Source organism: Jannaschia sp. Os4 (genome assembly GCF_016820245.1).
Classification (GTDB): Bacteria; Pseudomonadota; Alphaproteobacteria; order Rhodobacterales; family Rhodobacteraceae; genus Jannaschia.
The window spans coordinates 100,533-115,519 of the sequence record NZ_JAFCAR010000005.1 but is presented as its reverse complement, the minus strand read 5'-3'; the positions used below and the strand labels follow the sequence as shown (position 1 = coordinate 115,519).

Sequence of the window (14,987 nt, the reverse complement as noted above, 5' to 3'; positions counted from 1 at the left end):
GCTCAGCCGAGCCGCCCCGCGAGGCCGCGCGCCCAGCCCGAGATGGAGCCCGCGCCGAGGCAGACGACGATGTCCCCCTCGCGCGCCTGCTCGCGCACCAGCCGGGCGAGGTCGTCCTCGTCGGTCACGGACCGCGCGTGGCGGTGGCCCGTGGCGATGATGCCGGCCACGAGGTCGTCGCGCGAGCGGCCCGCGATGGGGGCCTCGCCGGCGGCGAAGATGTCGGTGATGCCCACGACGTCTGCTTCTGCGAAGCAGCCCGCGAAGTCGTCGAAGAGGCTGTCGAGCCGGGTGTAGCGGTGCGGCTGGTGGACGGCGATCACGCGCCCGCCCTCGTCCACCGACTGCCGCGCGGCCTTGAGGACGGCGGCGATCTCTACGGGATGGTGGCCGTAGTCGTCGATGATCGGCACGCCCTTCCACTCCCCCACGCGGGTGAAGCGGCGGTTGACGCCCCCGAAGGCCGCGAGCCCGTCGCGGATCGTGGCGTCGTCCACGCCCAGCTCCCGCGCGACGGCGACGGCCGACAGCGCGTTCGACACGTTGTGGTCGCCCGGCATCGGCAGGCGGCACCCTTCGATCACGCGGCCCGCGTCCTGCAGGTGGATGTCGAAGCAGGCGACGCCCTTCTCGTAGGACAGGCCCACGGCCCGCACGTCCGCCTGCGCGTTGAACCCGTAGGTCACGACCCGGCGGTCGGAGGTGCGTCCCACGAGGCTGCGGACCTCCGGGTGGTCGGTGCAGCAGACGGCGAGGCCGTAGAACGGGATGCCGGACAGGAAGTCGTCGAAGCCCCGGCGCAGGTTCTCGATCGTGCCCCAGTGCTCCATGTGCTCGGGGTCGATGTTGGTGACGATGGCGACAGTCGCCGGCAGGCGGTTGAACGTGCCGTCGGACTCGTCGGCCTCGACCACCATCCAGTCCGAGCCGCCCATGCGGGCATTCGAGCCGTAGGCGTGGATGACGCCGCCGTTGATCACCGTCGGGTCCACCCCGCCCGCGTCGAGCAGCGCGGCCACCATCGTGGTCGTCGTCGTCTTGCCGTGCGTCCCCGCCACGGCGACGTTGGAGCGCAGGCGCATCAGCTCGGCCAGCATCTCGGCCCGGCGCACCACCGGCAGGCCGCGCGCGCGGGCGGCGTCCAGTTCGGGGTTGCCCGGCTTGATGGCGCTGGAGATCACCACGACCTCCGCGCCTTCGAGGTTCTGCTCGGCCTGCCCGATGAAGACCCGCGCGCCCAAGCCCTCCAGCCTCTTGGTGTTGTCCGACGCCTTCGCGTCCGAGCCCTGCACCGTGAAGCCTTGGCTCATCAGCACCTCGGCGATGCCCGACATGCCGATCCCGCCGATCCCCACGAAGTGGATCGGGCCGATGGAGGTCGGCAGCTTCGTCGCGTTCCGCATCGTGGTCTCCAAGTCCTTCATCGTCCCGCTCCCGCCATGTGCTCCGCCAGTTCCACGAGCCGCTCCGTCGCGTCGGGCACCGCGAGGCCGAGCGCGGCGCGCGACATCATCTGCGCGCCCTGCGGGTTCGTCAGCACCGTCTCCATCTGCTCGCGCAGGCTCTCGGGCGTGAACATGCCCTCGGGCATCACGATGGCCGCGCCCGCCTCGGCGGGGCCGCGCGCGTTGGCCGCCTGATGGTCGTTCGCCGCGGCCGCGTAGGGGACGAGGATCGAGGGCCGCCCGATCACCGTGAGGTCGGCCAGCGTCGAGGCGCCGGCCCGGGCGATGACGAGCTGCGCGTCGGCGAGCCGGTCGGGCACGTCCTCGAAGAACGTGTCCACATGCGCCCGCACGCCCGCCTCGTCGTAGAGTTCGGTGGCGTAGTCGTAGTCCTCCTCGCGCGCCTGATGGTCGACGCGGAGGTTGCGCTTCATCGCGTCCGGCAGGGCGGCGACCGCGCGGGGGACGACCTGCGACATGATCCGGGCGCCTTGGCTGCCGCCGAGCACGAGGAGCTTCATCGGATGGTCGCCCGGCGGGATGTAGGGGGCCGCGGCCCGGTGCGCGATGGCGGCGCGGACGGGGTTGCCGACATGGATCGCCTCGACCCCCTCGGGGAGCGTGGTCGGCCACGTGCCGCAGGCGACGGTGCCGACGCGCTCGGCGAAGAGTCGGTTCACCTTGCCCGGCACGCCGTTCTGCTCGTGCAGGAGGCGCGGGATCTTGAGCAGCTCCGCCGCCGAGAGCGCGGGGATGGTCGGGTAGCCGCCGAAGCCCACGACCAGCGCGGGCCGGTCGCGGCGCATGGAGCGGACCGCCCGCCACACCCCCGCGCCGATGCTGAACGGCGCCCTCGCCTTCGCCACGAGGCCGCCGCCCGCGAAGGTCGCGGCGGGGATCACCTCGCGGGCCACGGCCTCGGGGTAGCGCTCGGAGTAGCGCGCGCCGCGCTCGTCGGTCGAGAGCTTCACCCGCCAGCCGCGCGCGATCATCGCCTCGGCCAAGGCCTGCGCCGGGAACATGTGGCCGCCGGTGCCCCCGGCGGCGATCACCAACAGGGGCGCGTCCATGCGGGTCCTCTCAGCGGCGGGTCAGGATGTGGTCGCCCAAGTCCCCTTGGGGCCGCGACCGGGTGAAGCACAGCAGCATCCCGGTCAAGGCCCCCATCGCGATGAGCGAAGAGCCGCCGTAGCTCACGAAGGGCAGCGTCATGCCCTTCGCCGGCAGCAGCCGGACGGCGACGCCGAGGTTGATGAACGCTTGGCTGGCGAGGAGCACAACGAGGCCGGTGCCGGCCAGCCGGATGAACATGTCCCGCTCCTTGGACAGCCGGGCGAGCGAGCGCACGGTGATCGTGGCGAAGAGGCCGACGATCAGGAATACGAGGATCAGGCCGTACTCCTCGGCGGCCACGGCGATGATGAAGTCCGTGTGCGCGTCGGGCAGCGTCCAGCGCACCCGCCCCTCGCCGACGCCGACCCCGAGGAAGCCGCCCTCGCGGATCGCCTCGGTGGCGTAGCCGAGCTGGGTCCGGGGATCGACGTCGGGGGTGAGGAACCCGTCGATGCGGCGGGCGAAGTGCTCGGACGAGTTGTAGAACGCGATCCCGGCGAGGCCGACGGCGACCGCGATCACGGTCAGCAGCAGGATCGGCGCGCCGGCGACGAAGTAGATCGCCGACCACGCGATGACGTGCAGCATCGCCTGCCCGAAGTCGGGCTGGGTGGCGAGGAAGGCGAGGATCACGAGGAGGACGGCGAGCGAGATGGACTTGCCCGGCGGGCCGTTCGGCTGCGCGGCGGCGGACATCAGCCATGCCGTCAGGACCACGAAGACGGGCTTGAGGAACTCGGACGGCTGCACGGACGCGAAGCCGAGCGAGTACCAGCGCGTGGCCCCCTTGCCGAAGTCGGTGCCGAGCACCGGGAGCAGCGCCACCGCGAGGAACGCGCCGAAGAAGGCGAGGACCGCGAGGCGGCGGATCAGGTGCGGCGACATCATCGAGGTCGCGAGCATGACGACGAAGGCGAGGCTGCCGAAGAAGGCCTGCCGGTAGACGTAGTGGAACGGGTCCAGCCCGTTGCGCTCGGCCAAGGGCACCGAGGCGGCGAGGCCCAGCAGCAGCCCGCAGGCGAAGAGCAGCACGAGGCTGCCCAGAACGGTCTTGTCCAGCGTGCGCCACCAGCGCGACAGGATGGGTTCGCCCGGGGACACCATCACGGTGCCGTGCGCGATCTCGGTCATGGGTACGCCTGCGTCACTGCCCGGCCGGTTGGTCCGGCTCTGGAACGACGTGTAGGCGACGCGGGGGCGTTCGGTCCACAGCCGAGATGCGGCGGGCGACCGGGCGTGACGGGAAAGACTCGCGCGCGGCCTATGCGCCGACGCCCGCGACCCCGGCCACGTGACGCGCGAAATCCTCGCCGCGCCGCTCGAAGCTGTCGTACTGGTCGAAGGACGCCGCCGCGGGCGCCAGCAGCACCACGTCGCCCGGCTCCGCCTCGGCCACGGCGCGCGCCACCGCCGTGCCCATGTCGCCGCAGACCTCCGCCTCCACCTCGCCCAGCGCGACCGCGAAGGACGCGGCCTCGCGCCCGATCACGTAGGCCTTGGCGACGTTGCCGTAGTGGGGGCGCAGCCCGTCGAGCGACGCGCCGTCCTTGGCCAGCCCGCCGACGATCCAGCGGATGCGCGGGAAGGCGGCCAGAGCCTGCGCCGCCGCGTCCGGGTTCGTCGCCTTGCTGTCGTTGACGAAGCGCACGCCGCCCGCCTCTCCCAGCACTTGCGAGCGATGTGGCAAGCCGCCGAACCCCCGCAGGCCCGCCTCGATCTCGTGCGGGCCCAGCCCCAGCGCCCTCGCCACGCCCCACGCGCAGGCGGCGTTGAGGTGGTTGTGGTGCCCCGGCAGGCCCGCGACGTCGCGCAGGTCGACGGACGCCATCTGCCGCCCCTTGCGCGTCTCCGACAGCCAGCCCTTGCGCGCCGTCACCTGCCACGCGGTGCCGTTCGGACGCCCTGTCGCCACGCGGATCACGCGGTCGTCGCCCGGCGCCTCTGCCATCTGGTTGGCGAGGAAGCGGCCCGTGTCCTCGTCGCAGCCGATCACCGCGCGGTCAGGCCCGCCCTCGGCGAACAGGCGGCGCTTGGCCGCGTAGTAGCCGCCGAAGCCCGCGTGCCGGTCGAGATGGTCGGGCGAGAGGTTGGTGAACACGGCAACGTCGGGCGTGAGCGCGCGGGCCAGTTCCGTCTGGTAGGAGGACAGTTCCAGCACCACGACCTCCCCCTCGCCCATCGGGTCGAGGTCCAGCACGCCGCGCCCGATGTTCCCCGCGAGGTGCGCGGTGCGGCCCGCATGGGTGAGGACGTGGTGGATCAGCGCCGAGGTGGTCGACTTGCCGTTCGACCCGGTGACCGCGACCACCTTGGGCGGCGGGCCGTCATGGCCCAGCGAGCGGAAGAAAAGGCCGATGTCGTTGTCGACCGGCACGCCCGCGTCCCACGCCGCGCGGATCGCGGGGTGTGGCTGGGGGAAGAGGTGCGGGATGCCGGGGCTCGTGATCAGCAGGTCGCAGCCCTCCAGCCCGCCGCGCGCGAGGTCGGCGGTGGCGAAGCCCTCCGCCTCGGCCGCATCGCGCCCCGCCGCGCCGTCATCCCACGCGACGACGTCGGCACCCCCGGCCCGCAGCGCCCGCGCCGCCGTCAGGCCCGAGCGGCCGAGGCCCAGCACGGCCACCTTGGCCCCCGCGAGGCCGCGCACGGGGATCATTCGCAGCGCTCTACGAAGAAGGCCTCCGCCGCGCGGCGGAACTCGGAGCGGTCGTCGGGCGCGGCGGTGAAGCCGCGTCCGCAGAGCGTGGGATCGGCGGCCAGCCGCGCCTCGGCGTCGGCCCACCCGCGCAGGAACGGGACGGCGAGGGCGATCGCGCCCACGAGCGCGGCCATCGCGCCCCAGCGCGCCCAGCGCGTCCCCTTCATCGCCCACGGGGCGCGGTCGCGCGCGGCGTCGAAGGCGGCGTCCATCTCCTCGTCCGAAGGCCTCACCATTGGATCGGCCTGCGGTCGCGGAAGAAGCCGCCCGTCGGCCCGTCCTCGGGCAGCGTGGCCAGCCAGACGGCGGTGTCCGCCGCCTCCTCGGGCGAGCGCGTGGCGCCTGCCCCGCCCATCCGCGTCCGCACCCAGCCGGGGCACATCGCGTTGACCTTCACGCCCACGGGCGCCTCCCCAGCGGCGCGGACCGTCAGCGCGTTGAGCGCCGCCTTGGCCGGCCCGTAGGCCCCCCCGCCGCCGATCCCCTCGGCGAAGCTGCCCCAGCCCGACGACATGTTCACCACCCGCCCCTCCGGCCCCATGCCGGGCAGGAGCGCGCGCATCAGCAGCCACGGCGCGCGGACCATCACGGCCATCGTCGCATCAAAGTGATCGACCGAGGAGAACAGCCCCTCGTCCCAGAGCACGCCCGCGTTGTTGACCAGCACGTCGATCCGGCCCGCATCGGCCAGCCCCGCCTGAATGGACGCGTCGTCCGTCAGATCCATCGCCACCCAGTCGCATCCGATCTCGGCCGCAGCCTCCGCCCCGCCCGAGCGGGCGGCGATCACCACGTCCAGCCCCTCCGCCGCCAGCGCCGCCGCCACGGCGAAGCCGATCCCCCGGTTGCCGCCCGTCACGAGTGCCCGCGTCATCGCTCCGCCCCCGTCTCTTGCATGGCCCGCGCCCGCAGGATGTCCATCGCCTCGGCGGCGCGCGCCTCGGGGACGAAGAGGTGGTCGTGCGACCGCCCCGCCACCACGTTGCAGGCGATCCCCGCGTTCGCCAAGGCCGTGGACACGGCGGCGGTCAGGCCCACGCCTTCCAGATCCGAGAACACGTCGAGGGTGATCCACGCCATGCGCGGCCCCTCGCCGTCCCGCGCGGGGACGATCAGCGAGGGCGCGTCCTCGGCGATCGTGGCGATGGCCTCGCCATGCCGTGCGGCATCGCCGGAAAACACCCACGCGCCGTCGCGCAGCCGCGGGGACATGCCCGCGATCATCTCGGACGTGCCGGAGACGGTCATCGCACCTTCAGCGTGGCCAGCCCGACCAGCGCGAGCACCAGCGCGATGATCCAGAAGCGGATCACCACCTGGCTCTCGGGCCAGCCCTTCTTCTCGAAGTGGTGGTGGATCGGCGCCATCAGGAACACCCGCTTGCCGGTCATCTTGAAGCTGGCGACCTGGATGATCACCGACAGCGCCTCGACCACGAAGAGGCCGCCGATGATGGCCCAGACCAGCTCGTGCTTGGTCGCCACCGCCACCGTGCCCAGCGCGCCGCCCAAGGCCAGCGATCCGGTGTCGCCCATGAAGACCGCCGCCGGGGGCGCGTTGTACCACAGGAACCCGAGGCCGCCGCCGATCAGCGCCGCGCAGAAGACCAGAAGCTCGCCGGTGCCCGGCACGTAGTGGACGCCCAGATACTCCGTGAAGTCGGTCCGGCCCACCGCGTAGGCGATGACGCCCAGGCTTCCGGCCGCGATCATCGACGGCATGATGGCCAGCCCGTCCAGCCCGTCCGTCAGGTTCACCGCGTTGGCGGAGCCCACGATCACGACCATCACGAAGGGGATGTAGAACCAGCCGAAGTTGATCAGCACGTCCGCGAAGACCGGCAGCGCCAGCTGGTTCTCCAGCTCCGGCGGGTGCATCCAGATGGCGACGACGGCTGCGACGGCCGCCAGCGCGAAGCCCAAGGCGAGGCGCACCTTGCCGGGCACGCCCGCATGGTTGCCCGCCCGCACCTTGGCGTAGTCGTCCACGAAGCCGATCGCCCCGTAGACCGCCGTCACGCCCAGCACGAGCCAGACATAGGGGTTGTCGAGCCGCGCGAAGAGCAGCGTCGAGACGAGGATCGCGGACAGGATCAGCAGCCCGCCCATGGTCGGCGTGCCCTGCTTGGCGAAGTGCGTCTCCGGCCCGTCCGAGCGGATCGGCTGGCCCTTGCCCTGCCGCTTGCGCAGCAGGTCGATCAGCGGGCGCCCGAACAGGAAGCCGAAGACGAGCGCCGTGAAGAAGGCCAGCCCCGCGCGCACGGTGATGTAGCGGAACAGGTTGAACAGATCGCCGCCATCCGAGAGCGCCGTCAGCCAGTAGAACATGCAGGGTCTCCTAGTTCCGGCCGTCCTGACCGAGCGCCCGGATCGCGTCAACGATCCGCGCCATCCCCATCGAAAGGGAGCCCTTGACCGTGACCGCATCGCCCGGTCGCACGAGGTCGCGGATCTCGGCGGCCAGCGCGGCGGCGTCGTCCACGTGATGCCCGCGCGTCGCGGCGGGCAGCGCGTCGTGCAGGTGACGCATCAGCGGACCCACCGTGTGCACGGCATCCAGCGCGTCCACCGCGTCGAGCCCGGCGAGGCCCGCGTGGAGGGCCGGGCCGGTCGGCCCGAGTTCCTTCATGTCGCCGAGGATGGCGACGCGCCGCGCCCTCTTCGGCACGGGGGTCGCGGCGAGCAGGTCCAGCGCCGCCCCCACGGAGGCGGGGTTCGCGTTGTAGGCGTCGTCGAACAGTTCGATGGGTGGCGCATCGGCGTCCACCCGCACGGCGTGGCGCGCCCCCCGGCCGTCCGGCGGGGTCCAGTCCGACAGGGCCAGCGCCGCCCGCGCGACGTCGCCGCCGAGGTGATGGACGCAGGCCAGCACCCCGAGCGCGTTGGACGCGAAATGCGCGCCCGGCGCGCCGATGCGGAAGGCGATCGCGCCCACCGGCGTCGCCGCCTCGCAGGCGACCGAGTCCGCCCCCGCCGCCACGCGGGTCAGCCGCCACGCCGCGTCCTCGGCATGGCCGAAGCCCTCGCCGTCGCCGCGCCGCAGCATGTCCTGGTGCGGGGCGTCCGCGTTCCACAGCGCCACGCCCCCCGGCTCCAGCCCCTCGAAGATCGACGCCTTCTCGCGCGCGATGCCCTCCAAGCCGTCCTCGAACGCCTCCAAGTGCACGGGCGCCACCGTGTTGACGATGGCCACGTGGGGCCGCGCCTGGACGGCGAGCGGCGCGATCTCGCCGGGATGGTTCATCCCGATCTCGATCACGGCGAAGTCCGCGTCGGGCGGCAGCCCCGCCAGCGTCAGCGGGACGCCCCAGTGGTTATTGTAGGACTTGATGGCCGCGTGGGCCGTGCCCTGCCGCGCCAGCACGTGGCGCAGCATCTCCTTGGTCGAGGTCTTGCCCACCGACCCGGTGATCGCCGCGACGCGCGCCCCGCTCCGCGCCCGCCCGGCGCGGCCCAAGGCCTCCAGCCCCGCCTGCACGTCGTCCACGACCAGCAGCCGGTCCGGCGCCACGCCCTCGGGCACGCGGGAGACCAGCGCGGCGCCCGCGCCCTTGGCCAAGGCATCGCCGACAAAATCATGTCCGTCCCGCGCGGCCCTGAGCGCGACGAACATCTCGCCCGGACGGATGGCCCGGCTGTCGATCGACGGTGCGCCGGCCTCCCAGTCGGAGGCCACCGTCCCGCCCGTGGCGGCGGCCGCGTCCCGTGCCGTCCAGATGCTCATGCCCCCCGGCCCTCCAACGCCGCCACCGCGATGGATGCCTGCTCGGCGTCGTCGAACGGATGCACCACGTCGCCCACGGTCTGCCCCGTCTCGTGCCCCTTGCCCATCACCAGCAGCGCGTCGCCCGGCTCCAGCATCGCGGCCCCCCGCAGGATCGCCTCCGCCCGGTCGCCCACCTCCACGGCCGCCGGCGCGCCCTCCAGCACGGCGGCCCGGATGGCCGCCGGATCCTCCGAGCGCGGGTTGTCGTCGGTCACGATCACGGCGTCCGCGCTCTGCGCCGCCTTCCCCATCAGCGGGCGCTTCGTCCGGTCCCGGTCCCCGCCCGCCCCGACGATCGCCACGATCCGCCCCATGACGTGCGGGCGCAGCGCGGCCAGCGCCGTCTCGATGGCGTCGGGCGTGTGGGCGTAGTCCACGAACACCGCCGCGCCCCCCTCGAACTGCGCCGCCTTCTCCATCCGGCCCCGCACGCCCCGCAGCTTGGGCAGCGCGGCGAGCACCGCCTCCGGGTCGTCCCCCGCCCCGATGCACAGCCCGGCCGCCACCAGCGCATTGCCCGCTTGGAACCCGCCCACGAGGTCCAGCCGCGCCGAATGCGTCCGGCCCTGCCAGCGGACCAAGACCTCCTGCCCCGTGGCGTCGAACCGCTGACCGGCCAGTTGCAGCCGCGCATCCGCATGACGCCCCGTGCCGATCACCTCCTGCCCCCGCGCCGCGCACTCGGCGGCGAGCCGCGGCCCCTCGTCGTCGTCGAGGTCGATCACCGCGACCCCGTCGCCGAGCAGCCGCGAGAACAGCCCCGCCTTCGCCTCGCGGTAGGCCGCCATCGTGCCGTGGTAGTCGAGATGGTCCTGGCTCAGGTTCGTGAAGCCGGCGGCGGCCAGCCGCACCGCCTCCAGCCGCCGCTGGTCCAGCCCGTGGGACGACGCCTCCATCGCCCCGTGCGTCACACCCGCCGCCGCCATGTCCGCGAGCAGCCGGTGCAGCGTGATTGGCTCTGGCGTGGTGTGCGCGGACGGCGCGACGTAGCCTCCCTCGACCCCGGTGGTCCCGATGTTGACCGCCCGGTGGCCCAGCGCCTCCCACAGCTGGCGGGTGAAGGCCGCCACGGAGGTCTTCCCGTTCGTCCCCGTCACCGCGACCATCGTCTCGGGCTGCCCGCCCGCGTGGAGCGCGGCGGCGAAGGCGAGCGCGGCGCGGGGATCCGCCACGACGACCACCGGTCGGCCCTCGATCATCGCGGCGCCCTCGCGATCGGTCACCACCGCCACCGCTCCCTGGGCCAGCGCGGAGTCCGCGAAGCGCGCGCCGTGGGCGTTCGATCCCGGCAGCGCGAAGAACAGCGTGCCCGGCCCGACCAAGCGGCTGTCGACCGACAGGGCGGACACGTCGATCCCGGGCAGGCCCGGCAGGCCTAGGTCAGAAATCAGCATCGAACCCCTCCGATCCGGCACGCGCGATCGGACCGCCGGTTAGGACGCGCGCGCGGGCGGCGCAACGCCCCGGCCCGCCGGGTCGGCGGTTCCCCTCCCCCGGCGCCCGCGCTACGCCCCTCTCCGAAGGAGCACCCCCATGCGCGACGCGGCCCCCGAGACGACCCAGACCGTCACCCGGCTGGAGGACTACGCCCCGCCGCCGGTGGCCGTGACCCACGTGGACCTCCGCTTCCGCCTCGACCCCGATGCGACCGCCGTGACCGCGCGCCTGACCTGCGAGCGGCGCGGCGCGGGCGACATGGTCCTCGACGGGGAGGGACTGACCACCCGCCGGGTCGCGGTGGACGGTGCGGAGGTCACGCCGGAGATCGAGGACGCGCGCGGCGGCCAGCGCATGATCCTGCACGACCTGCCAGACGCCTTCACGCTGGAGACCGAGGTCGAGATCGCGCCCGCCGCGAACACCGAGCTCTCGGGCCTCTACCTGTCGAACGGGATGTACTGCACCCAGTGCGAGGCCGAGGGCTTCCGCCGCATCACGTGGATGCTCGACCGCCCCGACGCGATGGCGACCTACGAGGTGCGCATCGAATCCGACCTCCCCGTCCGCCTGTCCAACGGCGACGAGGTCGCGCCCGGCCACTGGCGCGACCCGTGGCCGAAGCCCACCTACCTCTTCGCCCTCGTGGCGGGCGACCTGCGGGCGTCGTCCGACCGCTTCACCACCTCCGAGGGCCGCGAGGTCGCGCTCAACGTCTGGACCCGCCCCGGCGACGAGGACCGGACGGCCTACGCGCTCGACGCGCTGAAGCGTTCGATGAGGTGGGACGAGGAGGCTTACGGGCGCGCCTACGACCTCGACGTGTTCAACGTGGTCGCCGTCGACGACTTCAACATGGGCGCGATGGAGAACAAGGGCCTCAACGTCTTCAACTCCCGCTACGTCCTCGCCTCCCCCGCCACCGCCACCGACGGCGACTACGCCAACGTCGAGCGGATCGTGGCGCACGAGTACTTCCACAACTGGACCGGCAACCGCATCACCTGCCGCGACTGGTTCCAGCTGTGCCTCAAGGAAGGCCTGACGGTCTTCCGCGAGCACCAGTTCATGGAGGACATGCGCTCGGCGGCCACCGAGCGGATCGGGCAGGTGCTGACCCTCCGCGCGCGCCAGTTCCGCGAGGACGCGGGCCCGCTGGCCCACCCCGTGCGGCCCAGCGCGTACGTTGCCATCGACAACTTCTACACCGCCACAGTCTACGAGAAGGGCTCGGAGGTCATCCGGATGCTCCGCCTCATCGTCGGCGAGGCGGGCTACGACGCGTCGGTCGCCCTCTACTTCGAGCGGCACGACGGGCAGGCCTGCACCATCGAGGACTGGCTCCGGTGCTTCGAGGACGCGACCGGCCACGACCTGTCGCGGTTCGGGCTCTGGTATACCCAGGCCGGCACGCCGCGCCTCTCGGCCTCGTGGGTCACCGACGGCGGCGAGTGCCGCCTGACGCTCCGCCAAGAGGTGCCCGCCACGCCGGGCCAGCCCGACAAGCGGCCCATGCCGATCCCCGTGGCGCTCGGCCTGCTCGACCGGGACGGCGCGGAGGTGGCGTCGGACACCTTGGTGCTGACGGAGGCGGAGGCCGAGTTCGTCCTCCCCTGCCCGTCGGACGACGTGGTCCCGTCGCTGCTGCGCGGCTTCTCCGCGCCGGTCGTCCTCGACGCGCCGCTCACGGACGCCGACCGCCTCGTCCTGCTCGCCCACGACCCCGACCCCTTCGCCCGCTGGGAGGCGGGGCGCGCGCTGGCGAAGGACCGGCTCGCGCGCCGGGTGGTCGACGGGGCCGCCTTCGACGACGGCTGGCTCGACGCGGTGCACGCCCTCGCCACCGGCGGCGCCGATCCCGCGTTCAAAGCCCTCGCCCTCGCGCTGCCCTCCGAGGACGACCTCGCCGCCTCGCTCCACGCGGGTGGCGCGACCCCCGACCCCGACGCGATCTGGGCGGCGCGGCGGGACGCGGGCCGCGCCGTGGCCCGGCGGCTGGAGGCCGACTTGCCCGCGCTCCGCGCCGCCGCCGCCACGCCCGGTCCCTACCGCCCCGAGGCCGGGGACGCGGGCAAGCGCGCATGGGCCGCCACCCTGCTCCGCCTCATGACGATGCTGGACGGGGGCGACGCCGCCCGCGCCGCCTTCGCCGCGGCCGACAACATGACCGACCGGATGGCCGCCTTCGCCTGCCTGCTGGAGGCCCGGGACCCGGACGCGGCGGCGGCGTTCGAGCGGGATTGGCGGCACGACCGGCTGGTGATGGACAAGTGGTTCATGGCGCAGGTCGCCCATGCCGAGCCTGCCGTAGCCGTCGACGTCGCCGCCCGGCTCGCGGCGCGGGACGACGTGCCCGTGACCAACCCCAACCGCTTCCGCATGGTGGTCGGCGGGCTGACCGGCGCGAACCCCGCCGGGTTCCACCGCGCGGACGGGGCGGGCTACGACTGGGTCGCGGACCGCGTGCTGGAACTGGACGCGGGCAACCCGCAGGCCGCGGCGCGCATGTCCACCGCCTTCGAGACGTGGCGCCGCTACGACGCGGACCGGCAGGCGGGGATGCGCGGTGCCTTGGACCGGATCGCCGCCGCCTCGATCAGCCGCGACCTGCGCGAGATGGTGGAGCGGATGCGGGGCGATGGCGACGGCTGACCTCCCGCCGCCCGGCTGGCTGGCGCCGCTGGGCGAGGCGCCGCCCTTGGACGCGGCGGTGGCGGCGCTGTCGGAGGCGCTGGGCGGGGACGCGCCGCCGCACCTGTGCGCGCAGTGCTTCGACCCGCCCTTCGCCGCGAAGACGCTCGCCGCGCTGCGCGCACTGGAGCGGGGCGCCGTGCCGGAGACGGCGGCCTGGGCGCAGGTCTTCTTCGAGCATCCCGACTGCGTCGGCGGCGAAGGGGTGGTCCGGCTGGTGCTGGTCCCGGGGCTGCGGCTCTGGGCCGACCCGGCCGACGCGCCCCGGTGGCTGCGCGACGCGGAGGTGCTGGGGACGGCGCTGCGGGCGGGGCTGTGGTACTGGCCCGCGGCCCAGCGCGCGGCGCTGCGGGACGTGGCGCTGCGGCTGGCGCGGGACTTCTTCGAGGCGGGGCGCCGCGCGTGGCACCCGGCGGAGGCGCCGGTGGACCACGTGGCGGACGACCTGCTGCACCTGCTCGGCGTGGCGCAGGTGGACCCGGCGGCGGTGGTCGCGTGGCTGGCGGGGCTGCACACCGTGGAGGCGGATGCGGGCATGACGCTCGCCGCGCACGGGCTGGCGGTGGAGCCGCCCTTCTACGTGGCCGCCGAGACGGGGCCGGCTGGCGCGTCCAAGCCTTACGCCGAAGCCTGCGCCGCGATGGCGCGCGTCATGGAGGCCCGGGCGGGGGAGGCGGCGCTGGCGGCGCTGACGCCGGACTGGTTCGACGCGGCCTTCTTCCGCCGGGAGCGGGACGCGCCGGACCTCGCCGCGGAGCTGTCGGACCTCGCGCGGGACTGGTCGGTCTGGTCGACGCGGCTGGCGCGCTGGGCGGACCGCCCGGCGGGCCTCGCGCGGCCGGACCTGCCCGTGATCGACTAGGCCGCGAGGCCCTTGGACCCCATCTCGAGGAACTTCGCGCGGCGCTGGGCGCGCAGGGCGTCGCCGCGCTGATCGACCTCGTCGAGCATCGCCTTCAGCGCCGCGCCCACGGCGTCGATCGCGTCGCGGCGCGCGCGGTGCGCGCCGCCCAAGGGCTCGGGCACGATGCGGTCGATCACCCCGAGCTTCCGGAGGTCCTGCGCGGTCAGGCGCAGCGCCTCGGCCGCCTCGCGCATCTTCTCGGCGTCCTTCCACAGGATCGACGCGCAGCCCTCGGGCGAGATGACCGAGTAGATCGAGTGCTCCAGCATGGCCACGCGGTCGGCGGTCGCGAAGGCGACGGCCCCACCCGACCCGCCCTCGCCGATCACCACGCTGACGAGCGGCACGCCGAGCGACAGGCACGTCTGGGTCGAGCGGGCGATGGCCTCGGACTGCCCGCGCTCCTCGGCGCCCTTGCCGGGATAGGCGCCCGGGGTGTCGATCAGCGTCACGACGGGCAGGCCGAACCGGTCGGCCATCCGCATCAGGCGGATCGCCTTGCGGTAGCCCTCGGGGCGCGCCATGCCGAAGTTGCGCTCGATCCGCGTGCGGGTGTCGTGCCCCTTCTCGTGGCCGATCACCATCACCGCGCGGTCGCCCAGCCGCGCCAGCCCGCCCAGGACCGCGTGGTCGTCCGCGAAGTTGCGGTCGCCGGCCAGCGGGGTCCACTCGTCGAACAGCCCCTCGACGTAGTCTGTCGCGTGCGGGCGCTCGGCGTGGCGGGCGACCTGCGCCTTCTGCCACGGGGTGAGGTTCTCGTAGAGCTGCTTGAGCTGCGCCTTGGCCTTCACGTCGAGCTGGGCGGCCTCCTTGCCGACGTCGGTGCCCTGCTCGCGGGCGAGGGCGCGCAGCTCCTCGGCCTTGCCCTCGATCTCGGACAGGGGCTTCTCGAAGTCGAGATATGTGGTCATCGGGGCCTCCGGACGCGGCGTCGGTG

At 73.7% G+C, this 14,987-nt stretch carries 13 protein-coding genes; 2 read left to right on the top strand and 11 right to left on the bottom strand.

Features of this window, described 5'->3' with window-relative positions:
• Window positions 1-2: 2 nt before the first annotated feature.
• From murC to JQC91_RS14200, 10 genes are all read right to left on the bottom strand, one after another.
• Entirely contained in the window at window positions 3-1,403 is a 1,401-nt protein-coding gene (gene murC, locus JQC91_RS14245; protein WP_203288643.1) for a UDP-N-acetylmuramate--L-alanine ligase, read from the bottom strand.
• A gap of 17 nt (window positions 1,404-1,420) precedes the next feature.
• Complete coding sequence (gene murG, locus JQC91_RS14240) at window positions 1,421-2,515, bottom strand: undecaprenyldiphospho-muramoylpentapeptide beta-N-acetylglucosaminyltransferase (RefSeq protein ID WP_203287804.1); 1,095 nt, start codon at window positions 2,513-2,515, stop codon at window positions 1,421-1,423.
• A gap of 10 nt (window positions 2,516-2,525) precedes the next feature.
• Window positions 2,526-3,689 carry a putative peptidoglycan glycosyltransferase FtsW gene (locus JQC91_RS14235; protein ID WP_203287802.1) on the bottom strand — a complete coding sequence of 388 codons (1,164 nt, stop codon included), beginning with the start codon at window positions 3,687-3,689 and terminating at the stop codon, window positions 2,526-2,528.
• A 130-nt stretch (window positions 3,690-3,819) separates the two neighbouring features.
• On the bottom strand, window positions 3,820-5,211 hold the full coding sequence (gene murD / locus JQC91_RS14230; protein ID WP_203287800.1) for a UDP-N-acetylmuramoyl-L-alanine--D-glutamate ligase: 1,392 nt from the start codon (window positions 5,209-5,211) through the stop codon (window positions 3,820-3,822).
• Complete coding sequence (locus tag JQC91_RS14225) at window positions 5,208-5,465, bottom strand: hypothetical protein (protein ID WP_203287798.1); 258 nt, start codon at window positions 5,463-5,465, stop codon at window positions 5,208-5,210. Before JQC91_RS14225 ends, murD begins: the two co-directional genes overlap by 4 nt.
• 17 nt (window positions 5,466-5,482) lie before the next feature.
• Entirely contained in the window at window positions 5,483-6,127 is a 645-nt protein-coding gene (locus JQC91_RS14220) for an SDR family NAD(P)-dependent oxidoreductase (RefSeq protein WP_203287797.1), read from the bottom strand.
• Window positions 6,124-6,501 (bottom strand): ACT domain-containing protein, encoded by a 378-nt coding sequence (locus JQC91_RS14215; protein ID WP_203287795.1) that lies wholly within the window; start codon window positions 6,499-6,501, stop codon window positions 6,124-6,126. The genes JQC91_RS14220 and JQC91_RS14215 overlap by 4 nt, the downstream gene beginning before the upstream one ends.
• On the bottom strand, window positions 6,498-7,580 hold the full coding sequence (mraY, locus tag JQC91_RS14210) for a phospho-N-acetylmuramoyl-pentapeptide-transferase (RefSeq protein ID WP_203287793.1): 1,083 nt from the start codon (window positions 7,578-7,580) through the stop codon (window positions 6,498-6,500). Before mraY ends, JQC91_RS14215 begins: the two co-directional genes overlap by 4 nt.
• A 10-nt stretch (window positions 7,581-7,590) precedes the next feature.
• Window positions 7,591-8,976, bottom strand: a complete 1,386-nt coding sequence (gene murF / locus JQC91_RS14205) for a UDP-N-acetylmuramoyl-tripeptide--D-alanyl-D-alanine ligase (RefSeq protein WP_203287791.1) — start codon at window positions 8,974-8,976, stop codon at window positions 7,591-7,593.
• A complete protein-coding gene (locus tag JQC91_RS14200; RefSeq protein WP_203287789.1) occupies window positions 8,973-10,412 on the bottom strand; it encodes a UDP-N-acetylmuramoyl-L-alanyl-D-glutamate--2,6-diaminopimelate ligase in 1,440 nt (479 codons plus the stop codon). The genes murF and JQC91_RS14200 overlap by 4 nt, the downstream gene beginning before the upstream one ends.
• Window positions 10,413-10,551: 139 nt before the next feature.
• Between JQC91_RS14200 and pepN the strand changes: the two genes are divergently transcribed.
• Entirely contained in the window at window positions 10,552-13,107 is a 2,556-nt protein-coding gene (gene pepN, locus JQC91_RS14195; protein ID WP_203287787.1) for an aminopeptidase N, read from the top strand.
• On the top strand, window positions 13,094-14,008 hold the full coding sequence (locus tag JQC91_RS14190; protein WP_203287785.1) for a hypothetical protein: 915 nt from the start codon (window positions 13,094-13,096) through the stop codon (window positions 14,006-14,008). Before pepN ends, JQC91_RS14190 begins: the two co-directional genes overlap by 14 nt.
• Here JQC91_RS14190 and JQC91_RS14185 read toward each other — a convergent pair.
• On the bottom strand, window positions 14,005-14,961 hold the full coding sequence (locus tag JQC91_RS14185) for an acetyl-CoA carboxylase carboxyltransferase subunit alpha (protein WP_203287783.1): 957 nt from the start codon (window positions 14,959-14,961) through the stop codon (window positions 14,005-14,007). The genes JQC91_RS14190 and JQC91_RS14185 overlap by 4 nt on opposite strands.
• Window positions 14,962-14,987 lie beyond the last annotated feature (26 nt).